General features: G+C 71.5%; 21 protein-coding genes and 2 tRNA genes. 9 read left to right on the plus strand and 14 right to left on the minus strand.

Annotated features, from left to right (window positions below):
* Positions 1–7 precede the first annotated feature (7 nt).
* The 5 genes from IE106_RS15880 to pknB all read left to right on the plus strand — a co-directional run bounded on the left by IE106_RS15880 (position 8) and on the right by pknB (position 7,244).
* A complete protein-coding gene (locus IE106_RS15880; RefSeq protein ID WP_189534406.1) occupies positions 8–502 on the plus strand; it encodes an FHA domain-containing protein FhaB/FipA in 495 nt (164 codons plus the stop codon).
* A 126-nt stretch (positions 503–628) separates the two neighbouring features.
* A complete protein-coding gene (locus IE106_RS15885) occupies positions 629–2,116 on the plus strand; it encodes a Stp1/IreP family PP2C-type Ser/Thr phosphatase (protein WP_189534408.1) in 1,488 nt (495 codons plus the stop codon).
* A 28-nt stretch (positions 2,117–2,144) separates the two neighbouring features.
* Complete coding sequence (locus IE106_RS15890) at positions 2,145–3,587, plus strand: FtsW/RodA/SpoVE family cell cycle protein (RefSeq protein ID WP_189534410.1); 1,443 nt, start codon at positions 2,145–2,147, stop codon at positions 3,585–3,587.
* Positions 3,584–5,050, plus strand: coding sequence for a peptidoglycan D,D-transpeptidase FtsI family protein (locus IE106_RS15895; protein WP_189534412.1), 1,467 nt, complete (start codon positions 3,584–3,586; stop codon positions 5,048–5,050). Before IE106_RS15890 ends, IE106_RS15895 begins: the two co-directional genes overlap by 4 nt.
* Positions 5,051–5,195: 145 nt before the next feature.
* Positions 5,196–7,244 carry a Stk1 family PASTA domain-containing Ser/Thr kinase gene (gene pknB, locus IE106_RS15900; RefSeq protein WP_189534414.1) on the plus strand — a complete coding sequence of 683 codons (2,049 nt, stop codon included), beginning with the start codon at positions 5,196–5,198 and terminating at the stop codon, positions 7,242–7,244.
* 112 nt (positions 7,245–7,356) lie between these two features.
* Here the strand turns inward: pknB and IE106_RS15905 are convergent, their stop codons facing one another.
* From IE106_RS15905 to IE106_RS15925, 5 genes are all read right to left on the minus strand, one after another.
* The gene (locus IE106_RS15905) at positions 7,357–8,037 is read right to left on the minus strand and encodes a class E sortase (RefSeq protein ID WP_189534416.1); all 681 of its coding nucleotides are present in this window, start codon (positions 8,035–8,037) and stop codon (positions 7,357–7,359) included.
* A 23-nt stretch (positions 8,038–8,060) separates the two neighbouring features.
* The gene (locus IE106_RS15910; protein ID WP_189534418.1) at positions 8,061–9,506 is read right to left on the minus strand and encodes a class E sortase; all 1,446 of its coding nucleotides are present in this window, start codon (positions 9,504–9,506) and stop codon (positions 8,061–8,063) included.
* The gene (locus IE106_RS15915) at positions 9,503–10,141 is read right to left on the minus strand and encodes an aminodeoxychorismate/anthranilate synthase component II (protein ID WP_189534420.1); all 639 of its coding nucleotides are present in this window, start codon (positions 10,139–10,141) and stop codon (positions 9,503–9,505) included. The genes IE106_RS15910 and IE106_RS15915 overlap by 4 nt, the downstream gene beginning before the upstream one ends.
* On the minus strand, positions 10,138–10,299 hold the full coding sequence (locus tag IE106_RS15920; RefSeq protein ID WP_031134675.1) for a hypothetical protein: 162 nt from the start codon (positions 10,297–10,299) through the stop codon (positions 10,138–10,140). Before IE106_RS15920 ends, IE106_RS15915 begins: the two co-directional genes overlap by 4 nt.
* Before the next feature lie 91 nt (positions 10,300–10,390).
* Positions 10,391–11,158, minus strand: a complete 768-nt coding sequence (locus IE106_RS15925; RefSeq protein ID WP_189534422.1) for a DUF881 domain-containing protein — start codon at positions 11,156–11,158, stop codon at positions 10,391–10,393.
* Positions 11,159–11,302: 144 nt separating this feature from the next.
* Between IE106_RS15925 and crgA the strand changes: the two genes are divergently transcribed.
* Positions 11,303–11,560, plus strand: a complete 258-nt coding sequence (gene crgA / locus IE106_RS15930) for a cell division protein CrgA (protein WP_189534424.1) — start codon at positions 11,303–11,305, stop codon at positions 11,558–11,560.
* A gap of 264 nt (positions 11,561–11,824) precedes the next feature.
* Here crgA and IE106_RS15935 read toward each other — a convergent pair whose 3' ends face one another.
* Positions 11,825–12,703 carry a rhomboid family intramembrane serine protease gene (locus IE106_RS15935; protein WP_189534426.1) on the minus strand — a complete coding sequence of 293 codons (879 nt, stop codon included), beginning with the start codon at positions 12,701–12,703 and terminating at the stop codon, positions 11,825–11,827.
* A gap of 111 nt (positions 12,704–12,814) precedes the next feature.
* Positions 12,815–13,342, minus strand: coding sequence for a peptidylprolyl isomerase (locus IE106_RS15940; RefSeq protein WP_189534428.1), 528 nt, complete (start codon positions 13,340–13,342; stop codon positions 12,815–12,817).
* A 193-nt stretch (positions 13,343–13,535) separates the two neighbouring features.
* Between IE106_RS15940 and IE106_RS15945 the strand changes: the two genes are divergently transcribed.
* On the plus strand, positions 13,536–14,207 hold the full coding sequence (locus IE106_RS15945; RefSeq protein WP_229840486.1) for a DUF5324 family protein: 672 nt from the start codon (positions 13,536–13,538) through the stop codon (positions 14,205–14,207).
* 153 nt (positions 14,208–14,360) lie between these two features.
* Here IE106_RS15945 and IE106_RS15950 read toward each other — a convergent pair whose 3' ends face one another.
* Together IE106_RS15950 and IE106_RS15955 are read right to left on the minus strand one after the other, a co-directional pair.
* The gene (locus tag IE106_RS15950) at positions 14,361–14,783 is read right to left on the minus strand and encodes a DUF6344 domain-containing protein (RefSeq protein WP_229840488.1); all 423 of its coding nucleotides are present in this window, start codon (positions 14,781–14,783) and stop codon (positions 14,361–14,363) included.
* A gap of 252 nt (positions 14,784–15,035) precedes the next feature.
* Positions 15,036–15,108, minus strand: a tRNA-Ala gene (locus tag IE106_RS15955).
* A 149-nt stretch (positions 15,109–15,257) separates the two neighbouring features.
* Between IE106_RS15955 and IE106_RS15960 the strand changes: the two genes are divergently transcribed.
* Both IE106_RS15960 and IE106_RS15965 read left to right on the plus strand, forming a co-directional pair.
* Positions 15,258–15,806, plus strand: a complete 549-nt coding sequence (locus IE106_RS15960; protein ID WP_189534432.1) for a helix-turn-helix domain-containing protein — start codon at positions 15,258–15,260, stop codon at positions 15,804–15,806.
* An 84-nt stretch (positions 15,807–15,890) separates the two neighbouring features.
* The gene (locus tag IE106_RS15965; RefSeq protein ID WP_189534434.1) at positions 15,891–17,174 is read left to right on the plus strand and encodes a serine/threonine-protein kinase; all 1,284 of its coding nucleotides are present in this window, start codon (positions 15,891–15,893) and stop codon (positions 17,172–17,174) included.
* A 65-nt stretch (positions 17,175–17,239) separates the two neighbouring features.
* On the opposite strand, the gene IE106_RS15970 is transcribed toward IE106_RS15965, so the two are convergent.
* The 5 genes from IE106_RS15970 to gyrA form a co-directional block, all read right to left on the minus strand.
* Positions 17,240–18,655, minus strand: coding sequence for a hypothetical protein (locus IE106_RS15970; protein WP_268255303.1), 1,416 nt, complete (start codon positions 18,653–18,655; stop codon positions 17,240–17,242).
* A 281-nt stretch (positions 18,656–18,936) separates the two neighbouring features.
* Entirely contained in the window at positions 18,937–19,065 is a 129-nt protein-coding gene (locus IE106_RS30385) for a DLW-39 family protein (protein ID WP_010467770.1), read from the minus strand.
* Positions 19,066–19,255: 190 nt separating this feature from the next.
* Positions 19,256–19,329: transfer RNA gene (locus IE106_RS15980), tRNA-Ile, on the minus strand.
* A 58-nt stretch (positions 19,330–19,387) separates the two neighbouring features.
* Positions 19,388–19,954 carry a DUF3566 domain-containing protein gene (locus IE106_RS15985; RefSeq protein WP_189534436.1) on the minus strand — a complete coding sequence of 189 codons (567 nt, stop codon included), beginning with the start codon at positions 19,952–19,954 and terminating at the stop codon, positions 19,388–19,390.
* 96 nt (positions 19,955–20,050) lie between these two features.
* Positions 20,051–22,702, minus strand: a complete 2,652-nt coding sequence (gene gyrA / locus IE106_RS15990; RefSeq protein ID WP_189534438.1) for a DNA gyrase subunit A — start codon at positions 22,700–22,702, stop codon at positions 20,051–20,053.
* Between the last annotated feature and the right edge of the window lie 18 nt (positions 22,703–22,720).

Raw genomic sequence — 22,720 nt, forward strand, 5'->3', positions numbered from 1 at the left:
GGGGGCAATGTCAGAGCTGACCCTCACGGTCATGCGGTTGGGTTTCCTCGCCGTACTGTGGCTGTTCGTCATCGTGGCCGTCCAGGTCATCCGCAGCGACCTGTTCGGTACGCGAGTCACGCAGCGCGGTTCGCGCCGCGAGGGCGCGCGTCCGCAGCAGGGCGGCCGCCAGGGGGCGGCCCCCCCGCAGCAGCGGCAGCGCCGCGGCGCCCCAACCAAGCTGGTCGTGTCCGAGGGCACGCTGACCGGCACGACGGTCGCGCTCCAGGGCCAGACCATCACGCTGGGCCGGGCCCACGACTCCACGATCGTGCTGGACGACGACTACGCCTCCAGCCGGCATGCCAGGATCTACCCGGACCGTGACGGCCAGTGGATCGTCGAGGATCTCGGGTCCACGAACGGCACCTACCTCGACCGGACCCGACTCACCACGCCGACCCCGATTCCGCTGGGCGCGCCGATCCGCATCGGCAAGACCGTCATCGAGCTGCGGAAGTAGTACGACAATGAGCGAGCGGAGCGAGCGAGCCGCAGCGGTCCCAGAGGACCGGAAGGGGCTCCCGACCGGAGGGTGGGCAGTGTGGCTCGAGACCGGCTGTACCCCGAGCCGACGGGTGAGGTGCGCATGAGTCTGACACTGCGCTTCGCCGCCGGGTCGCACAAGGGCATGATCCGCGAGGGCAACGAGGACTCGGGTTACGCCGGCCCCCGCCTGCTCGCGATCGCCGACGGCATGGGCGGCCAGGCCGCGGGCGAGGTCGCCTCCTCCGAAGTGATCTCCAACCTCGTCACGCTCGACGACGACGTCCCCGGCTCGGACATCCTCACCTCCCTCGGCACCGCGGTGCAGCGCGCCAACGACCAGCTGCGCGTGATGGTCGAGGAGGACCCCCAGCTCGAAGGCATGGGGACCACCCTGACCGCCCTGCTGTGGACGGGGCAGCGCCTCGGCCTCGTGCACGTCGGCGACTCGCGCGCCTACCTCCTCCGCGACGGCGTCCTCACCCAGATCACCCAGGACCACACGTGGGTCCAGCGCCTCGTCGACGAGGGCCGGATCACCGAGGAGGAGGCCACCACCCACCCGCAGCGCTCCCTCCTGATGCGCGCGCTGGGCAGCGGCGACCACGTCGAGCCGGACCTGTCGATCCGCGAGGTCCGCGCCGGCGACCGGTACCTGATCTGCTCCGACGGCCTGTCGGGCGTCGTCTCCCACCAGACGATGGAGGAGACCCTCGCCAGCTACCAGGGCCCGCAGGAGACCGTCCAGGAGCTCATCCAGCTCGCCCTGCGCGGCGGCGGCCCCGACAACATCACCGTGATCGTCGCGGACGTCCTCGACGTCGACGGCGGCGACACCCTCGCCGGCCGGCTCAGCGACACCCCGGTCGTCGTCGGCGCGGTGGCCGAGAACCAGCCGCAGCTCAACGACGGCGGCGCCATGCAGACCCCGGCGGGGCGCGCGTCCGGCCTGGGCCGGTCCGGGCAGGCGCCGGCGGGCGGCTTCGGCCCGCCCGGCAGCGGCGACGACATCGGCTACGACGGCATGCCCCCCGAGGGCGGCGGCTACGGCGCGTACGGCGACGCCGACCTCAGCAAGCCGCGCACGGGCCGCAGGTGGTTCAAGCGGATCTTCTTCGCGCTGCTGGTGATCGCCCTCCTCGGCGGCGGCGCGTACGGCGGCTACCGCTGGACGCAGACCCAGTACTACGTCGGTGCGAACGACGGCCACGTCGCGCTGTACCGCGGCATCAGCCAGGACCTGGCGTGGGTCTCGCTGTCGAAGGTGGAGAAGGACCACCCCGACATCGAACTCAAGTACCTCCCCACCTACCAGCAGCGGCAGGTCGAGGAGACCATCGCCGGCAGCAGCCTGGCGAAGGCCGAGGCCAAGATCAAGGAGCTGGGGGCCCAGGCGACGGCCTGCAGGAAGCAGGAGCAGGCCCGCGCGGCCCGCACCACGACGCCTCCCAGCGAGGAGCAGGCCGGCGGCACCACGGGCTCCGCCGGTACCACCAAGCCCAAGCCCACGCCCACCACAGCCGTTCCCTCCCCGGGCCCCACCCTCACGGAGGACGAGAAGAGGCTGGCCTCGAACTGCGGCAAGCAGTAAGCACCCGTAGGGGGGCCTTTTCACCACCATGAGCGCTGTCACCAACACGACCACCATCGGCGCGATCGACGCACCGAGCCGCCGCAACACCGAGCTGATGCTGCTCGGCTTCGCCGTCGCGATCCCGGTCTTCGCCTACCTGAACGTGGGCCTCGCCCTCGACGGCGAGGTCCCCACCGGCATGCTGGGCTACGGCCTGGGCCTGGGCCTGCTGGCCGGCATCGCGCACCTGCTGGTCCGCCGCTTCGCGAAGTACTCGGACCCGCTGCTGCTGCCCCTGGCGACCCTGCTGAACGGCCTGGGACTGGTGCTGATCTGGCGCCTCGACCAGTCGCCGCGCCTGATCGCCGACTCGATGCGGCAGTACGGCAGCCACGCCGGCGACGCGCCGAAGCAGCTGATGTACTCGGCCATCGGCGTGGCCCTGTTCCTGCTGGTACTCGTGTTCCTCAAGGACCACCGGGTGCTCCAGCGCTACACGTACATCTCCATGTTCGTGGCGATCGTCCTGCTGCTGCTGCCGCTCGTGCCCGGTCTGGGCACGGACAGCTTCGGCGCCAAGATCTGGATCAGGATCGGCCCGTTCTCCATCCAGCCCGGTGAGTTCGCCAAGATCGTCCTCGCGGTCTTCTTCGCCGGGTACCTGATGGTGAAGCGCGACGCGCTCGCCCTGGCCAGCCGCCGCTTCATGGGCCTGTACCTGCCCCGCGGCCGCGACCTCGGCCCGATCCTCACCATCTGGGCGCTCAGCCTGGCCATCCTGGTCTTCGAGAACGACCTCGGCACGTCGCTGCTGTTCTTCGGCATGTTCGTCGTCCTGCTGTACGTGGCGACCGAGCGGACCAGCTGGATCGTCATGGGTCTGCTGATGGCCGTGGGCGGCGCGGTGGTGGTCGGTTCGTTCGCCACCCACGTGCAGTCCCGCGTGGCCGCCTGGCTCGACCCCTTCGAGTGCCTCAAGACCGCGCCGGAGGGCACCAACATGGCGTGGGCCTGCGACCAGATGACCCAGGTCCTCATGTCGTTCGGCTCCGGCGGCACCATCGGTACCGGACTCGGCCAGGGCAACTCCGACCTGATCAAGTTCGCCGTCAACTCCGACTTCATCTTCGCCACCGTCGGCGAGGAGCTGGGGCTGGCCGGCGCCATGGCCTTCATCCTCCTGTACGGCCTGATCGTCGAGCGCGGTCTGCGCACCGCCCTCGCGGCCCGCGACCCCTTCGGCAAGCTGCTCGCGACCGGCCTGTCCGGCGCCTTCGCCCTCCAGGTCTTCGTCGTCGCCGGCGGTGTGATGGGCCTCATCCCGCTGACCGGCATGACGATGCCGTTCCTCGCCTACGGCGGCTCGTCGGTGATCGCCAACTGGGCGCTGATCGCGATCCTGCTCCGCATCAGCGACACCGCGCGCCGGCCCGCGCCCGCCCCCGCGCCCAACCCCGACGCCGAGATGACCCAGGTGGTCCGCCCGTGAACAAGCCCCTGCGCCACATCGCGATCTTCTGCGGCCTCCTGGTGCTCGCGCTGCTCGTGCGGGACAACTGGCTGCAGTTCGTCCGTGCCGACGAGCTGAACTCGCACGAGCGCAACAGGCGGGTGACGATCGAGCGGTACGCCTCCGTGCGCGGCGACATCATCGTCGACGGCAAGCCGATCACCGGTTCCGTCGACTCGAAGGACCCGCTCTACCAGTACAAGCGGACCTACGTCGACGGCCCCATGTGGGCGCCGGTCACCGGGTACGCCTCGCAGGCGTACGGCTCGAACCAGCTGGAGAAGCTGAACGACTCAATCCTCACCGGCAACGACGACCGGCTGTTCTTCGACCGCACGCTCTCGATGTTCACGGGCGAGCAGAAGAAGGGCGGCAACGTCGTCACCACCCTCAACGCCGCCGCGCAGAAGGCCGCCTTCGAGGGCCTCGGCAAGAAGAAGGGCGCCGTCGCGGCGATCGACCCGCAGACCGGCAAGATCCTCGCGCTGGCCTCCACCCCGTCGTACGACCCGGGCTCCTTCGCCGGTTATTCGCGGGAGGACGAGAAGGCCTGGGCGTCGCTGGACGAGAAGGTCAACAAGGACAAGCCGATGCTGAACCGGGCGCTGCGCGAGATCTACCCGCCGGGTTCGACGTTCAAGGTCCTCACGGCCGCCGCCGCCCTCGAGAACGGCGTCATCAAGGACATCAACGCCCCGACGGACACGCCGGAGCCGTACTTCCTGCCGCTCTCCAGGACGACGATGAAGAACCACGCCGGCGGTTGCGAGAACGCCTCGCTGAACTACGCGATGGAGGTCTCCTGCAACTCCGTCTTCGCGAAGCTCGGCGACGAGGTCGGCCGCGACAAGATGGTCGAGATGGCGGAGAAGTTCGGCTTCAACAACCCAGAGATCGACACCCCGGTCCGCGCGGCCGCCTCCGTCTACGACAAGAAGATGGACCGCGGCGGCAACGCCCTGTCGGCCATCGGCCAGTTCAACACGGCGACGACACCGCTCCAGATGGCCATGGTCACCGCGGCGATCGCCAACGACGGCAAGCTGATGAAGCCGTACATGGTCGACCACCTGGTGGCTCCGAACCTCGACGTGATCGAGAAGAACGAGCCCGAGGAGATGAGCCGCCCGATGTCCCCGGAGACCGCGCAGCTCGTCCAGAAGATGATGGAGAACGTCGTCGAGAAGGGCACCGGCACCAAGGCCGCCATCGACGGCGCCACGGTCGGTGGCAAGACCGGTACGGCGCAGCACGGCGAGAAGAACAAGGCCCGTCCCTACGCCTGGTTCATCTCCTACGCGAAGACGGACAGCGGCTCCCCGGTCGCCGTCGCCGTGGTCGTCGAGGACTCCGACGCGACCCGCGACGACATCAGCGGCGGTGGCCTGGCCGCGCCGATCGCCCGCGACGTGATGAAGGCGGTGCTCGACGGCCGGAGGTGACGGTGTTCCCTGTGTACCGGTCCCGTATCAGCTTGCGGTACCGGACGGATCGGCTCCCCGTGGCCGGTAGCCTTTGCGCGAACAGCACACCGCCGGACCACACACACGGTTGCGGCCGGGACTGACGGAGAGGGCTGGAACAGTTATGGATGAGCCGCGTCGCCTCGGCGGCCGGTACGAGCTGGGCTCGGTGCTCGGCCGCGGTGGCATGGCCGAGGTCTACCTCGCCCACGACACCCGGCTCGGCCGCACCGTCGCCGTGAAGACGCTGCGGGCCGACCTCGCCCGCGACCCGTCCTTCCAGGCCCGGTTCCGCCGTGAGGCCCAGTCGGCCGCCTCGCTCAACCATCCGGCGATCGTCGCCGTGTACGACACCGGCGAGGACTACGTCGACGGCGTGTCCATCCCGTACATCGTGATGGAGTACGTCGACGGCTCCACCCTGCGTGAGCTGCTCCACTCCGGGCGCAAGCTGCTGCCCGAGCGCACGCTGGAGATGACGGTCGGCATCCTCCAGGCCCTGGAGTACTCGCACCGCGCGGGGATCGTCCACCGCGACATCAAGCCGGCGAACGTCATGCTGACGCGCACCGGCCAGGTCAAGGTCATGGACTTCGGCATCGCCCGCGCGATGGGCGACGCCGGCATGACCATGACGCAGACGGCCGCCGTGATCGGCACCGCCCAGTACCTCTCCCCGGAGCAGGCGAAGGGCGAGACCGTCGACGCCCGCTCCGACCTGTACTCCACCGGCTGCCTGCTGTACGAGCTGCTGACCGTCCGCCCGCCGTTCATCGGCGACTCCCCGGTCGCGGTCGCCTACCAGCACGTGCGGGAGGAGCCGCAGGCGCCGAGCGTCTTCGACCCGGAGATCACTCCGGAGATGGACGCGATCGTCCTGAAGGCGCTGGTCAAGGACCCGGACTACCGCTACCAGTCGGCCGACGAGATGCGGGCCGACATCGAGGCGTGCCTGGACGGCCAGCCGGTCGCCGCGGCGGCCGCGATGGGCGTGCCCAGCGGCTACGGCTACCCGCACCCGGACCAGCAGACCACGGCCATGCACGCGGCGGACCCGGGCGCCCAGACGTCGATGCTGCCGCCGATGAACCCCGACGACGGGGGCTACGGCTACGACGACCGGGGCGCCGGGCGCCGCCGGCAGCCGCAGAAGAAGTCGAACCTCTCGACGATCCTGCTGGTCCTCGCCGGCATCCTCGTGCTCGTCGGCGCCATCCTCATCGGCAGGTCGGTCTTCGGCAGCGAGGGCGCGCGTCAGGTGACCGTCCCGAACCTCGTCGGCAAGACGTACGCGGAGGCCGAGAAGACGGCCGTCAGCTCCGGGGTCAAGGTCACCAACGCGGGCGGGGAGCGGTGCGACCAGCCCAAGGGTGCGGTCTGCCGCCAGGATCCGGTCGCGGACGGCACCGCGCGGATGGACGAGAACGGCCTCATCAGCGTCTGGGTGTCGCAGGGCGCGGAGAAGGTCAAGGTCCCCAACGTCCTGGAGCAGTCCGAGGAACTGGCGAAGTCCAACCTCAGGAACGAGAAGTTCACCGTCAAGGTGAAGACCGAGGAGTCGGAGAAGCCCGAGGGCACCGTCATCAAGCAGGACCCCGAGGGCGGCACGGAGCACGAGAAGGGCACCGAGGTCACGATCACCATCGCCGTGAAGGGGAAGGTGTCCGTACCGAGGGTCATCGACAGCCAGTTCGACCACGCGAAGGCGCAGCTGGAGACGCTGAAGTTCCAGGTGCAGCGGGAGGACGTGGACTCGGACAAGCCGGCGGGCCAGGTCGTCGACCAGAACCCGAAGCCGGACGAGCGGGTCTCCGAGGGCTCGACGATCACCCTGAAGGTGTCGAAGGGACCGCAGCAGCAGCAGGTCGAGGTGCCCCAGGTCGTCGGCATGCTGCTGGGCCAGGCGAAGCAGGTGCTCGCGCAGCGGGGCCTCCAGCTGGCCGTCGGCGAGGGCCCGGACAACGACGCGGTGTTCGTCGTCGACCAGGACCCGAAGCCCGGCCAGAAGGTCGACCCGAACACCACGGTCACCGTGAAGACCCAGGGCCTGGGCGGGAACGGCGGGAACGGTGGGAACGGCGGCGACAACGGGAACGGCGACAACGACGGCGACGGTGACAACACCGGCTGGTTCGGCGGCGTGACCGGCGCGTCCTTCCGCTCCGAGCCGTAGACCGGAGGCCACCACCCCGGGGCATGGCGGAGGCCCGGCACCCACTCGGGTGCCGGGCCTCCGTCATGCCCCGGGGACCGCGCGGACCGGTGGCCGGGCCGCCGGGGCGGGCTCAGCGCAGTTCGGCGGGCCTGGTCCGCTCGTGGTCGACCTTCTCCGTGCGGACCAGCTCGCCCCAGACGATGTACCGGAAGTCCGAGGTCAGGATCGGCGTGCAGGTCGTGAGCGTGATGTACCGGCCCGGCTTGGTCTTGCCGGACTCCTTCGGGACGGGCTGGAGCACGTCCACGTTGAACCGGGAGGTCTTCGGGAGGGTCTCGTAGACCTTGTAGACGTACCAGGTGTCCTTCGTCTCGAAGACGATCGGGTCGCCGACCTTCATCTTGTGGATGTCGTGGAACTTGGCGCCGTGCCCGTCACGGTGCGCGGCCAGCGTGAAGTTGCCGGTCCGGTCCTGCGGGAGGGCCGACTTGACGGGGTCGGTGTAGTACCCGGCGACACCGTGGTTGAGGACGTCCGGGCTGGTGCCCTCCTTGACCAGGACCTCGTCCCCGCCCATCGCCGGGACGTGGAGGAAGCCGAGGCCGCCCTGGGTGTCGAGGGCGCCGGGACCGGTGTCGGCAATCCAGCTGTCGCGCACGGCGTCACCCTGCTTGTCCGCCTCGCGGTCGGCCAGGACGTTCGTCCACCACAGCGAGTAGACGACGAACAGACCCATCAGCACGCCTGCGGTGATCAGCAGTTCGCCGAAGACACTGATGACGCCGGCGATCCGGCTGCGCGCACGTGCCACAACATCTGTCCCGTCTTGAGGTGTCAGCCCGCGAGCGCGTCCGGTACGCCCTTGCTGCGCGGCCGTTCTTCGACCATCTTGCCCCACACGATCATGCGGTAGGTACTGGTGAACTCCGGGGTGCACGTGGTCAGCGTGATGTACCGGCCCGGACCGGTGAACCCGGAGCCGTCGGGGACGGGCTTGAGCACCGAGACGTTCGACGGCGGGGTCTGCGGCAGGATACTGGCCATCGCGTAGGTGTAGTACGCCTCGCGGGTCTCGACGACGATGGGGTCGCCGGGGCGCAGCTGGTTGATGTACCGGAACGGCTCGCCGTGGGTGTTGCGGTGCCCGGCGACCGCGAAGTTGCCCTCCTTGTCGGACGGCATGGCGGTCTTCAGCGCTCCCTCGGCGTAGTGGCCGGCCATGCCCTTGTCGAGGACCTTCTCCTTGTCGATGCCCTCGGCGACCGGCACGACGACGTCGAGCTTGGGGATGTGGAGTATCGCGAAGCCCTCACCGGCCTCGAAGACGCCCGGCTTCCGGGCGGAGTCGTCCTTCGCCCAGTCCTGCGCGATCCGGTCCTTCGCCTTGTCGACCTCCAGGCCCGCCTGGACGTTCGTCCACCACAGCTGGTAGGCGACGAAGAGCAGCATGACCACGCCGAACGTGATGAAGATCTCGCCCATGACGCGGCTGGCGATGACGCCGAAGCCGTCCTTCGCGGCGCGGGCGGCGCGGCGCGCCTCGACCCGGGACAGGGGGGCACCGGACGGAGGGGCCGCCGGGGGCGGGGTTCCGGGGGCGCGGCGACGGCCGCCGCCGCGGCCCTTCGCGGCGGCACGGCGCCGCTCGGCCCGGCCCCCGGTCCGCGGTTCCTCGGCGTCCCGCCGCGCGGGAGGCGCCGCCGGGCCGGGGTCGGGGGCGGCGGCTGGGCCGGCCGTCGGGTCGGTGGCGTCGACGACGGGGAGCGCCGCCGTCGCGCCGACCTCGGTCGCGGGGGCGGGAGCGGCCGGGGCGTGCGCCGCGTGCGGCTGCTCGTACGGGCCCGGCCCGTGGTGCCCCTGCGGCCGCGCGTAGGGCTGCGGGGTGTCGTAGGGCTGCGGGGTGTCGTACGCCAGGGGGGCCCGGCCCTGCGGCCCGGCGCCGGGCGGCGGCTGGGGCGCGGCGTACTGCGGGGGCACGTCGTACTGCGGGGGTGCGGTGTACTGCGGGGACGCGTCGTACTGCTGGGGTACCGCGTACGGGGCCTGCGGGTCGCCCTGGGCCCCGTACGGGGCGTACGCCTCGTACGGGGCCTCGTACGTCCCGGCCGTCCCCGGCGGTCCTCCGGGCGCCCCGTACGGCTGCTGCCGCCACTCCTGGGGCTCCGGCACGGCTCCGGGCACCGGGTCCTCCTGCCGCGGGTGCTGGTTCGTGTCCCGGAACCAGGGCGACCCCTCCGAGCCGCCCCCGGCCGCGTCGTGCTCCGGGCGCGCCGAGGTCACGCGACGGCCTTGCCCACCACCGGCGCGAGGCCCACGGAGCGGCCGACCGCACCGGTGTCGCCGCACCGCTCCAGCCAGTTGGCGAGCATCAGGTGGCCGTGCTCGGTCAGCACCGACTCGGGGTGGAACTGCACGCCCTCCACGGCGTGCTCACGGTGCCGGAGCCCCATGATGATCCCGTCCTCGGTGCGCGCCGTGACCTCCAGGACGTCCGGCAGCGCGGTCGGTTCGGCGGCCAGCGAGTGGTACCGGGTCGCGGTGAACGGGGACGGCACCCCGGCGAACACCCCCTGGCCCCCGTGGACGACGAGGGACGTCTTGCCGTGCAGCAGCTCGGGGGCGCGGTCGACGACCCCGCCGTACGCCACGGCCATCGACTGCATGCCGAGGCAGACGCCGAAGACGGGGACGCCCGTCCCGGCGCAGTGCCGGACCATGTCCACGCAGACGCCGGCCTCCTCGGGCGTGCCCGGGCCGGGCGAGAGCAGGACGCCGTCGAAGCCGTCCTGGGCGTGGGCCAGCTCGACCTGGTCGTTGCGGACGACCTCGCACTCCGCGCCGAGCTGGTAGAGGTACTGGACGAGGTTGAAGACGAAGCTGTCGTAGTTGTCGACGACGAGGATGCGTGCGCTCACTGTCCGTCCACCGTCACATCGTTGAAGGGAAGCAGGGGCTCCGCCCAGGGGAACACGTACTGGAAGAGCAGGAAGACGACGCCGAGGGCGAGCACGAGCGAGATCAGCCCCCGCACCCATGCGTTGCCCGGGAGATGCCGCCAGATCCAGCCGTACATGACGTCTGCCGTCCCTTCCTTCGATACCGCACCAGAGTACGGGGCGTTCCCCTCCCGGTGGGGCCGCTGTGGAAAACGTGGACGCTCCGCGCTAGGCAGCCGGTTGCGCGTACCGCAGGTCCACCGTGCCCGCGTAGCCGGGCAGGGTCATCGCGCCGCGCTCCTCGACCTTCCAGCCCAGGCCGTACGCCTTCACGTAGAGCTGGTAGTTCCGGATCGCGGGGGAGGCGGCGAGGGCCTCGCGCAGCCTGCCGGTGTCGCCGACGGCCGTGACCTTGTAGGGCGGGGAGTAGACGCGGCCCTGGAGGATCAGGGTGTTGCCGACGCAGCGCACGGCGCTGGTGGAGATCAGGCGCTGGTCCATGACCTGGATGCCCTGGGCGCCGCCCTGCCAGAGGGCGTTGACCACGGCCTGGAGGTCCTGCTGGTGGATGACCAGGTCGTTGGCCTGCGGTTCGGGGTAGCCGGGGGCCGCCCGGGCGTCCGGCGGGGCGTCGTTGAGCGTGACCGTGAGGCCGTCGCCGGATACCTCCGTGGTGCCCGCGGACTTCTCCAGGGCGCCGAGCCGCGCGTCCTCGGCGTCGCTGGAGCCGTCGTCGCGGCGGGCCAGTCCGTCGACCTCGTCGCGTACGGCCGCGGTGGACTCCTCCAGCTCGGCGTTCTTGTCGCTGCGGTCCCGGACGAGGTCGGAGAGCCGCAGCAGGGAGTCGTCCGTGCGGATGTTGGTGCCCTTGGCGGTGTTGAAGCTGGTGACGAAGATCAGGCCCGCGAGCGCGAAGACGGCAGCCGTCAGCAGCCGTACCGGCCGCCACGTGCCGCGCCGGGCCGGCTCCGTGGGAGAGTCGGCGGAATTGCTCAACGTACCCTTATCTCCTTAGGCGTCGCGGAAGCACTACGCTAACGGACGCCTGGGCGAGGAGGCGGGTCACCTCACTCTCAGCCCGTACCAGCACAAGTCACCGTTTCCGCGCGGTCACGCAGCGCATCGACAGGAGAGTTCCTCGTGCCGAAGTCACGTATCCGCAAGAAGGCCGACTTCACGCCGCCCCCCGCCGCGAAGCAGGCGACCGCCATCAAGCTGACCAACCGCAGCTGGGTCGCTCCGGTCATGCTGGCGCTGTTCGCGATCGGGCTGGCGTGGATCGTGGTCTTCTTCGTCACCGACGGCACGCTCCCCATGGCGTCGCTGAGGAACTGGAACGTCGCCGTCGGCTTCGGCTTCATCGCCGCCGGCTTCGCGGTTTCCACCCAGTGGAAGTAGCGGAGTAGCGGAAGACCCTTCGCGCCGTCAAGCACTCGTTCGGGTTATCCACAGCATTGTGCACAGCCGTGGAAAAGTTCAGACGATCTGTGGATAACGCAGATGGCATTGACGCCGATGTGACCGCACGCCTCTCCGCAGCCCGCCGTACCTGCCCCTCGCCGCCCTGGAAACACCCAGGTCAGCGACGAGGGGTACAGGCGTTCCCGACCCCCTGCAGCAGCGTCGTCACCGGCTGTGGACAACTCTGGGGAAAGCTCCCGCTCAGCTGAGCGCGGCCGTCCTCATGACGGCCGTCACCACCACCGCGGCCAGCACCAGCGCGCCCGCCCCCCACTGCAGCAGCGGGCGCTTCCCGCGCGGCCCGCTCACCATGCCGTACGCGAGGACCGCCCCGCCGACCAGGCCGCCGAGGTGGGCCTCCCACGCGATGGTGTCCCGGAAGACGACCGTGATCAGCACGTTCAGCGCGATCAGGCCCAGCACCGGCCGCAGGTCGTACCGGAGCCGGCGGAACAGCACGAACGTCGCGCCCATCAGTCCGAAGACCGCTCCGGACGCGCCCAGGGAGGGCTGGTTCGGCGCCACGATCGCGTAGGTGAGCGCACTGCCCGCGAGTCCGGAGAGCAGGTACAGCGCGAGGTAGCGGACACGGCCGAGGGCCGCCTCCAGCGGTCCGCCCAGCACCCACAGGCCGATCATGTTGAAGCCGACGTGCCACACCTCCTGGTGCAGGAACACCGCCGTCAGCAGCCGGTACCACTCCCCGTCGGCCACCCCGACCACCCGGAACAGCTCCGGGTCGAAGGCCAGGCCGATCATCACCAGCTCGTCGACGAGGCCCGAGAAGAACAGGCCGGCCAGGAACACCAGCAGGTTGATCCCGATCAGGACCTTGGTGACCAGTTGCTGGTCACCGCCGGCGATGGCGCCGCCCGCGATGTTCCGCGGCCGGGAGGCGTCCGGCCCGTGGCCCGTGCCCGACCCGTTCCGCACGCACTCGGGGCACTGGAAGCCGACCGACGCCTCGACCATGCAGTCCGGGCAGATCGGCCGCTCGCAGCGCGTGCAGCGGACACCGGTCTCCACCCCGGGGTGGCGGTAGCAGCTCGACAGCCCGTTCGGCGCCTGGTCCTGCTCCATGGGATCCCCTCGTCGTCGTGCGCGTACCAACGCCCCGCCCATCCTTACGGACGAGCGGGGCGGAAAGGTTCCCCCGGGGGGAACCGGGGCGGCGGCGGGCCGCCCGGAACGTCAGCGCGTCTCGATCACGACGGACTCGATGACCACGTCCTGGACCGGGCGGTCCGTGCGCGGGTTCGTCCGCGTGCCGGCGATGGCGTCGACGACCTTCTTGCCCGCCTCGCTGGTGACCTCACCGAAGATCGTGTGCTTGCCGGTCAGCCAGGTGGTCGGCGAGACGGTGATGAAGAACTGCGAGCCGTTGGTGCCCGGGCCGGCGTTGGCCATGGCCAGGAGGTACGGCTTGGTGAACCCGAGGTCCGGGTGGAACTCGTCCTTGAACTCGTACCCCGGGCCGCCCGTGCCGTTGCCCAGCGGGTCGCCGCCCTGGATCATGAAGCCGCTGATGACGCGGTGGAAGACCGTGCCGTCGTACAGCGGAGCGGTGGTCTTCTGGCCCGTCGCCGGGTTCGTCCACTCGCGCTCACCCTTGGCGAGCTCGACGAAGTTGCGAACCGTGACCGGCGCGTGGTCCGGGAAGAGCCGGACCTCGATGTCGCCGTGGTTCGTCTTCAGGGTGGCGTAAAGCTGCTCGGCCACGATGTGCCTTCCTTAGGTCTTCTCTTACGGGTCCGATCCTCGCACGGAAGCCGCGGCGGGGAAGAAAAGCCGGGAGCGTCGCACGGGAATGCCCCGGATGCCCGCACCGCATGCCGACCATGAACCACCGGGGCATGATTTCCAAAACGGCGGAAAGGTGAGGTATCGAACCGCCACCGAGGAGGAGGATCCCGTGACCCGCATGGACAGCGTGCGCGCCGCCACCGATTCGGCGAAGGAGAGCGTGCTGCACGCCGCGGACGTGGTGGCGCCCTACGCCGGCGCAGCCAGGGACCAAGCCGCGCACTACGCGCACGAGGCGCGCGTCAGGATGGCGCCGAAGGTCTCCAAAGCCGCTCAGCAGGCGCGCGTCCAGTACGGCGTGTACGTCGCGCCGCACGTACCGCCGAAGCTCGACGCGGCGGCGCACCGCGCCGCGTACCAGACCCGCAGGGCCGCGCGTCAGGCCGCCTCCTACACCGCGCCCCGGCTGGAGCAGGCGAGGGCCGCGGCGGGTCCCGCACGGGAGGAGGCGATGTCCCGTTCGGTCGCCGCCCTCGCCGCGCTGCGCGGCCAGGTGACGGCGAAGGAGGTCAGGAAGCTGATCCGCCGGCAGGAGCGCCGTGCCCGCACCCGGCGGACGATGAAGGGGATCGTCGTCCTGGGCGCGGTCTTCGGCGGCGCCGTGGCCGTGTGGAAGTGGTGGGACAACCAGGCCAACCCCGACTGGCTGGTTGAGCCGCCCACGGAGGTCTCCGAGGGGGCCACGCTCACGTCGGTCGACGGCAGCGAGCCGGCCTCGTCGAAGGCGGAGGCCCGGACCGTCGAGGCGGAGAGGCCGGAGAACGGCGACGAACTCCGCTGACGCCCGGCGAGGAACTTCACCGGCGTCCGGTGGCACGGTCCCCCGGTGCCCGGCGAGGAACTTCACCGACGCCCGGCGGCAAGCTCCGCCGGCGTCCGGCGAGGAGTTCCACCGGCGTCCGTCGGCGCACGACGGGCGCCGACCGGTACGCGGTCAGCGCGCGGCGGCCGTACCCGCGGGTGCGGCCGCTTCGGCGTCCTCGTCGTCGGTCCGCCGGTCCGCCGGACGGTCCGCCACCAGGGCACCGGCGGCGGGCAGGCGGCGTACGGCGGGGGAGGCTCCGTGGGCCTCGGCGCGGATCCGCTGCTTGATCGTCGGCGGCAGCGCCCGCTCGCGCGGCACCCCCCGCCCCCGCCCGGCCCCGCACCCGGCGCCGGTCGCGGGAGCCGCGGCGGTCCGCTGCGCCGGCAGGGACACGGCACCGGCCAGGGCCGTACGGGTGGCCGCGGCGCCGGGGTGCCGGTCCGCGACGGGCGCCGCGGGCCTGAGGGAGGCGAGCAGCTCGCAGAAGAAGGAGACGATTGCGGTCCAGAACTGCTTGACCTTGCCGGCGGCCATGGCCCCTCGCTTTCCCATCACGTTGCGGATTGGGCGATCTACATACCTTCCTCATGATGTGTACGCATCTCGGAATCCGGGGGAGCGACGCCGCCCACGCGCAGATCTTCCGATGAACACCACCCGTACGGCCCCTCCCGGCTGGCGCTCCCGCCGTCGGGGCCCTATGCCGCCGTCCTCGCGCGCGGCCCCGCCGCGCCTTTCCGCCCCGGATACGGCGAAGACCCCTCCCACCGCGTGTCGACGCAGGTGGGAGGGGTCTTCGGGCGGTGGAGCCTAGGGGAGTCGAACCCCTGACATCTGCCATGCAAAGACAGCGCTCTACCAACTGAGCTAAGGCCCCGGAGACCGCCGGGTCGCGGCGGTCGCAGACCAGAGTACCGGGTGACGGGGGGTGTCCCGCAAAAGTATTGGGGCTCCCCGTGCGCAACCGCTCTCCGTAAGATGCTCCGCGAGGTTCGCAGCAGCGAACCGAAGCGATGGGGAGACGCCATGGATGCTGCACAGCAGGAAGCGACCGCCAGAGCCAGAGAGCTCCAGCGCAGCTGGTACGGGGAACCGCTGGGGGCTCTTTTCCGCAGGCTGATCGACGATCTCGGCCTCAACCAGGCCCGGCTCGCCGCCATACTGGGGCTCTCCGCCCCCATGCTGTCGCAGCTGATGAGCGGACAGCGCGCGAAGATCGGCAATCCGGCCGTCGTCCAGCGCGTCCAGGCCCTCCAGGAGCTCGCCGGCCAGGTCGCCGACGGCAGCGTCAGCGCCGTCGAGGCGACGGACCGGATGGAGGAGATCAAGAAGTCGCAGGGCGGTTCGGTCCTGACGGCCTCCGGCCAGGCCCCCGCCGGCTCGGGCGCGCCCACGGTGCGCCGCGTCGTCCGGGAGATCCAGTCGCTGCTGCGCTCGGTCGCGGCGGCCGGCGACATCATCGACGCCGCCGACTCGCTCGCCCCCACCCACCCCGAACTGGCAGAGTTCCTCCGGGTGTACGGCGCCGGTCGCACCGCGGACGCGGTCGCGCACTACGAGTCGCATCAGAACTGACGGCGGCGGACAGGGCGAAGACGACAGCGGCACGACGGCGCCGCGGCGACGACGCGGCCACGGGACGGGGAGCGACACAGCGCGATGGGTGAGGTCTTCGCGGGGCGGTACGAGCTGATCGACCCGATCGGGCGGGGCGGCGTGGGAGCCGTCTGGCGCGCCTGGGACCAGCGGCGCCGCCGGTACGTGGCGGCGAAGGTGCTCCAGCAGAGCGACGCGCACACCCTGCTGCGCTTCGTGCGCGAGCAGGCCCTGCGCATCGACCACCCGCACGTCCTCGCCCCGGCGAGCTGGGCCGCCGACGACGACAAGGTCCTGTTCACCATGGACCTGGTCAGCGGTGGCTCCCTGGCGCACGTGATCGGGGACTACGGACCGCTGCCGACGCGGTTCGTCTGCACCCTCCTCGACCAGTTGCTGTCCGGACTGGCCGCGGTGCACGCGGAGGGGGTCGTGCACCGCGACATCAAGCCGGCGAACATCCTGCTGGAGGCCACCGGCACGGGGCGGCCGCACCTGCGGCTGTCCGACTTCGGCATCTCCATGCGCAAGGGCGAACCGCGCCTGACCGAGACCGACTACGTGGTCGGCACGCCCGGCTACTTCGCCCCCGAGCAGCTCATGGGCGCCGAACCGGACTTCCCGGCCGACCTGTTCGCGGCCGGCCTGGTCGCCCTGTACCTGCTCCAGGGCCGGAAGCCGGACTCCCAGGCGCTCGTGGCGCACTTCCTGGCGCACGGCACGCCGGGTGCCCCCGCGGGCATCCCGGAACCGCTGTGGCAGGTCCTGGCGGGGCTGCTCCAGCCCGACCCGGAGGCCCGGTTCCGTACGGCCAACGGCGCGCGCAAGGCGCTGGCGTCCGCGGTGGAGCTGCTGCCCGGCCCGGCCGGCGAGGAAGAGCCGGTCGAGGTCTTCGACCAGCTCGGCCCGCTGCCGCCCGGGTACGGCCCCGACGGCCCCGTGCCCGTACCGGCGCCCGCGCCCCCGTTCGTACCCGAGCATCCGTCCGTCCCGGCGCAGGGGGCGCCCGCGCCGTCCCAGACGGGCAGTTTCCACCTCGCCCCGCCGCCCCAGCGGTCCCACCAGCCCCAGCCCCGGTCCGCCACGCCCCCGCCCGCCGCGACACCGCCCGCCACGGCGCCGCAGCCGTACGGCCCCTCCCCCGGGGCGCCGTACCCGGCCCCGGGCGCACCGGCACCGGCGCCGACACCGGCCACGACCACGGCCCCGGAGGCGGCGGCCACGGTGCCCGCGCCCGTACCCGCTCCGCGGAGGCGGCCGGGTCCGCCGCGCGCGGTGGCGGTCCCGGTCGTGCTCCTGGCCCTGGTCTGCTACGCCGTCGGCATCTGGGCGCTCACCCGGATCTGAGGCCCCGGACCATCGGCCCCGGGCCACCGGCCCCGGACCATCGGCCCCGGACCATCGGCCCCGGGTTACCGGCCCCGCGACGGCCCGTACAGCGTCGACGCGTCCGGCGACGGTGGCACGGGCCCGCCCGCCACCGGGGCCGCCGCCCCCGCACCACCCGTACCGGCCGCACCACCCGTACCGGCCGCGCGGCGCCGCGCCAGGGCGGTCCACAGGCCCAGGGCGAGCAGCAGGACCGTCCCGGTGCCGATGCCGCCCGCCGCGACCAGCCTCATCGCGCCGGTGTCCTCCGCCCGCGGGCCGCTCTCCCCGTCGGCCGCCGCCTGCCGGTCGTCCTCGGTGACCGCGAAGATCCCGGCCGGGCCGGCGTACGGCGGCGCCGCCCCGGCCTCGCCCTCGACGTTGACGCGCAGGGTCAGCCCGTACGGCTTCTCGCCGAACTTCTCCCCGACCTCCGGGTCGAGGCTGACGCGCAGGTAGTACCAGCCCGCGAAGCGCAGGGCGTTGGTCTCGGAGTCGGAGCTGAAGCGGTTCTCGTACGCCACCGGGGGCAGCGGCTCGAAGGCCGCCGACTTCTGCCTGCCGTCGTACGACAGGGTGTCCTCGCTGTCGACGAGGCCGAGCGCCGGGTTGTACAGCGACACGGGCAGCGCGCTGCCCACGAAGCCGTCACCGGCCGAACTGCCCAAGTCCGCGCTGACGAACAGTTGCTGCCCCCAGTCGACGGGGACGCGGTAGAAGCGGCTCTCGCCGGGCTTGATGCGGTCGGTCCACTCGCCCTCGGCGAGGCCGGGAGCGTCGAAGAAGCCGGTGCCGCCGGCCCGCTCGCGGGGCCCGCCCGCGGGCGGCTGGGGCGAGGCGCTGGGCCAGGCCGTGGGCGCCGCGGTCGGGCCGGGCGCCTTCAGCCGCGGTTCCAGGACGTGCCGGAGCTCCAGCCCCCAGGGCTCCCCCGACGACGTCTCCTTGCCGTCCCGCTCGACGACGACGTAGTACGACCCGGCCTCCTGGCACAGCGACCGGTCGGGGTCGAGCGTGCGGTCGGCGTACGCGGCGACGGGCCGGGCGAACTCGGCGGAGCCGAACCGCGCGGTGGCGCTGCTGCAGTCGGAGCCGTCCCGGTCCTGGAGGGAGATCTTCAGCTCGTCCTGGAAGGAGAGCCCGGCGCCCGGCGGCGGCACGGCCACGGCGGAGACGTACGCGTGGCTGACGGCGTCCAGGTCGACGCGGTAGATCAGCTTGCCGTCCCGGGGGAGGGCGTCCCGGTAGACCGCGCCGGCGGTCAGCCGGGGGGCGTCGCTCGTGGTCGGGGAGCCCTTGACCGTCCGGGCGTCCTCGGCGAAGGCGTACGGGGCGGGTCCACCGGCCGCCAGGGCCGCCGGCGCGCACAGTCCCGACGTGAGGACGACCGCCCCGGCCGCCACCGCCGCCGCACCGGCCCGCGCGGTCCCGCGGCCCCTCCCCGCGCGCGGGGCCGCCGTCACGCGTCCCGCACCGGTCGTCCCCGCCCCGCCGTCCCCAGCCGCGCCACCGCTCCAGCCCCGCCCGTTCACGCGCTTCCCCTCGTCGTCTTCCCGGCCGCACCATCCTGCCCGGCGGGCGCCGCCGCCCGCGACGGCGACCGGCCCGGAGGCGGCCGTGCTTTTTGCTCATGCAAGCTAGGGATTCGCGTGGGCGAACTCAAGGGCGGGGCCGTCACGGTCCCGTGACGGAGAAGGGCCCCGGCCGCTTCTCAGCGGCGGGGCCCTTCATATCTGTGGCGCGCTCACGAACCCGCGGGCACGGAGTCGGTCGCCTCCGTCCACAGATCCTGCTCGGCGCGATCCGCCTGGATCTGGCGGTACACGAGGAGCCCGCCGATGGCGGCCAGTGCGACCAGGAGAAGCTTCTTCACCGCGCGACCTCGTCTTTCGTTGACGTAGGGGACCTTATGGCGCCCGACTATACACACCAACCGATATCAATCGGTGACCTAGCCCCGCACGACAGTACGACACCGTCCCGACGTCCCGCCGGGCGGCCACCGAGTCCCGAGACGGAGAACGCCGAAGGCCCCGGTCTTTCGACCGGGGCCTTCGATTCTGTGGGGCTAACAGGATTTGAACCTGTGGCCTCATCCTTATCAGGGATGCGCTCTAACCAACTGAGCTATAGCCCCTCCGCGCTGCGCGCTGACCTCTGAAGATTAGCGCACAGGGCGGCTCCAGCCAAAATCGCTACTCGTCCTCCGCGAGTGTCAGCTCCACGCCCCCCACGAAACCGGCCGCGAGGTTGTAGACGAAGGCGCCCAGCGTGGCCAGCGCCGTGGCGAGCACGACGTCGATCACGGCGATCACCGACGTGAAGATGAGGACGCGCGGCAGCGACAGGAACGCCTGCAGGTCGAACCCGTTGCTCTCGGTGGAGCCGGTCGCGTCGCTGATCGTCGCGCCGACCGTCGAGAAGACGCCCATCGCGTCCATGACCATCCACAGCACGGCCGCCGCGACGACCGTGCAGATGCCCAGCGCGATGGAGAGCAGGAAGCTGACCTTCATCACCGACCACGGGTCGGCCTTGGCCACCCGCAGCCGCGCCTTGCGCGTCCGCGGCGTCGTCTTGGCGCCCGTACGGGGCCGGCGCACCGTGCCGGCGTCCGGGACGCCCCCGCCGGCCCCACCCGCCGCGTACGCCTGCGGCGGGTGGTACGGCTGGGCCGTCTGCTGGGCGGGCGGCCGCTCACCGGGCAGCGGGCCGTCGTCGTACGTCTCGAACGGGGGCTTCGGCCCCCGGGTGTCGGTCACCGCAACCCCCTGGGAGTCCGTGGCTGGGCCACGGGCACCGTTCTTTTTCGAAGCGGCCGAGCCGGCCGAACCGGCGCCCGTGGCTCCGCTCACGCTTTACTCCTCGTGCTCCCCGGCCGAGGGCTCCGTGCCCTCGGCTGCCTCGACCGCGGCGCCGGTACCGGCGGCGGCCTCGGTCCCTTCCGCGTCCGTGGCCGTGCCGTCCGCCGCGTCGGTCAGTTCGACCTCTTCGGCTTCGGCGCCGGCCTCGGCGTTCCGCGCGATGCCCACGACGGCATCGCGCTTGCCCAGGTTGATCAGCTGGACGCCCATGGTGTCACGGCCGGTCTCCCTGACTTCGCTGACGCGCGTGCGAATCACACCACCGGACAGCGTGATGGCGAGGATCTCGTCACCCTCCTCGACCACCAGCGCGCCGACGAGCGAACCGCGGTCCTCCACGATCTTCGCAGCCTTGATGCCGAGGCCGCCACGGCCCTGGACGCGGTACTCGTCGACGGCCGTCCGCTTGGCGTAGCCGCCGTCCGTCGCCGTGAAGACGAACGTACCGGGGCGGACGACGTTCATCGAGAGGAGTTCGTCGCCCTCGCGGAAGCTCATGCCCTTCACACCGGACGTGGCCCGGCCCATCGGGCGCAGCGCGTCGTCCGTCGCGGTGAAGCGGATGGACTGGGCCTTCCGGCTGATGAGCAGCAGGTCGTCCTCGGCGGAGACCAGCTCGGCACCGATCAGCTCGTCGTCGCCGCCGTCCTCCCGCTCGCGCAGGTTGATGGCGATGACGCCGCCCGAGCGCGGGGAGTCGTAGTCCTTGAGCGGGGTCTTCTTCACCAGGCCGGCCTTGGTCGCGAGGACCAGGTAGGGCGCCGCCTCGTAGTCGCGGATCGCGAGGATCTCGGCGATCTGCTCGTCCGGCTGGAAGGCCAGCAGGTTGGCGACGTGCTGGCCGCGGGCGTCCCGGCCGGCGTCGGGGAGCTCGTACGCCTTGGCGCGGTAGACGCGGCCCTTGTTGGTGAAGAACAGCAGCCAGTGGTGGGTGGTGGAGACGAAGAAGTGGTCGACGATGTCGTCTTCCTTCAGCTTCGCGCCCCGCACGCCCTTGCCGCCGCGCTTCTGCGACCGGTAGTCGTCGGTCTTCGTGCGCTTCACGTAGCCGCCACGCGTGATGGTGACGACGATGTCCTCCTCGGCGATCAGGTCCTCCATGGACATGTCGCCGTCGAACGGCACGAGCTGCGTGCGGCGGTCGTCGCCGAACTTCTCCACCAGCTGCGCCAGCTCCTCGCTGACGATCTGCCGCTGGCGGGACTCGGAGGCGAGGATGGAGTTGTAGTCGTCGATCTTCTCCTGGAGCTCGTCGTGCTCCGCGACGATCTTCTGGCGCTCCAGGGCGGCCAGGCGGCGCAGCTGCATCTCCAGGATGGCGTTGGCCTGGATCTCGTCGATCTCCAGCAGGCCCATCAGGCCCCCGCGCGCGACCTCCACCGTGTCGCTGCGCCGGATGAGGGCGATGACCTCGTCGATCGCGTCGAGCGCCTTGAGCAGGCCGCGCAGGATGTGCGCCCGCTCCTCGGCCTTGCGCAGCCGGAAGCGCGTGCGGCGGACGATGACCTCGATCTGGTGCGTCACCCAGTGGCGGATGAACGCGTCCAGCGAGAGCGTGCGCGGCACGCCGTCGACCAGCGCGAGCATGTTCGCGCCGAAGTTCGTCTGGAGGTCGGTGTGCTTGTAGAGGTTGTTGAGGACGACCTTGGCGACCGCGTCCCGCTTGAGGACGATGACGAGCCGCTGGCCCGTGCGGGAGCTGGTCTCGTCGCGGACGTCCGCGATGCCGCCGATCTTGCCGTCCTTCACCAGGTCGGCGATCTTCTGCGCGAGGTTGTCCGGGTTGACCTGGTACGGCAGCTCGGTGACGACCAGGCACTGCCGGTTCTGGATCTCCTCGACCTCGACGACCGCGCGCATCGTGACGGAGCCGCGGCCCGTGCGGTACGCCTCCTCGATGCCCTTGCGGCCCACGACGAGGGCGCCGGTCGGGAAGTCGGGGCCCTTGATGCGCTCGATCAGCGCGTCCAGGAGCTCCTCGTGGGTGGCCTCGGGGTGCTCCAGCGCCCACTGGGCACCGGCCGCGACCTCGCGCAGGTTGTGCGGCGGGATGTTGGTCGCCATGCCGACCGCGATGCCGGCGGAGCCGTTGACCAGCAGGTTCGGGAAGCGCGCCGGCAGGACCGTCGGCTCCTGGTTGCGGCCGTCGTAGTTGTCCGTGAAGTCGACGGTCTCCTCGTCGATGTCCCGGAGCATCTCCATGGACAGCGGCGCCATCTTGCACTCGGTGTAGCGCATGGCGGCGGCCGGGTCGTTGCCCGGGGAGCCGAAGTTGCCGTTGGAGTCCACCAGCGGCATGCGCATCGACCACGGCTGGGCCAGGCGGACCAGGGCGTCGTAGATGGAGGAGTCGCCGTGCGGGTGGTACGTGCCCATGACGTCACCGACGACGCGGGCGCACTTGTAGAAGCCCTTCTCGGGCCGGTAGCCGCCGTCGTACATGGCGTACAGGACGCGGCGGTGGACGGGCTTGAGGCCGTCCCGCACGTCGGGCAGCGCGCGCGACACGATGACGGACATCGCGTAGTCGAGGTACGAGCGCTGCATCTCGGTCTCGAGCCCGACGGGCTCGACGCGCAGGCCCGCGCCGGGGACGGCGGGCTCCTCTTCGGGCGTCACGGCGGCGGGGGTGATCTCGTCGGCCATTGCTGGTCTTCAGTCCTT

This window comes from Streptomyces roseolilacinus, from assembly GCF_014649335.1.
Classification (GTDB): domain Bacteria; phylum Actinomycetota; class Actinomycetes; order Streptomycetales; family Streptomycetaceae; genus Streptomyces; species Streptomyces roseolilacinus.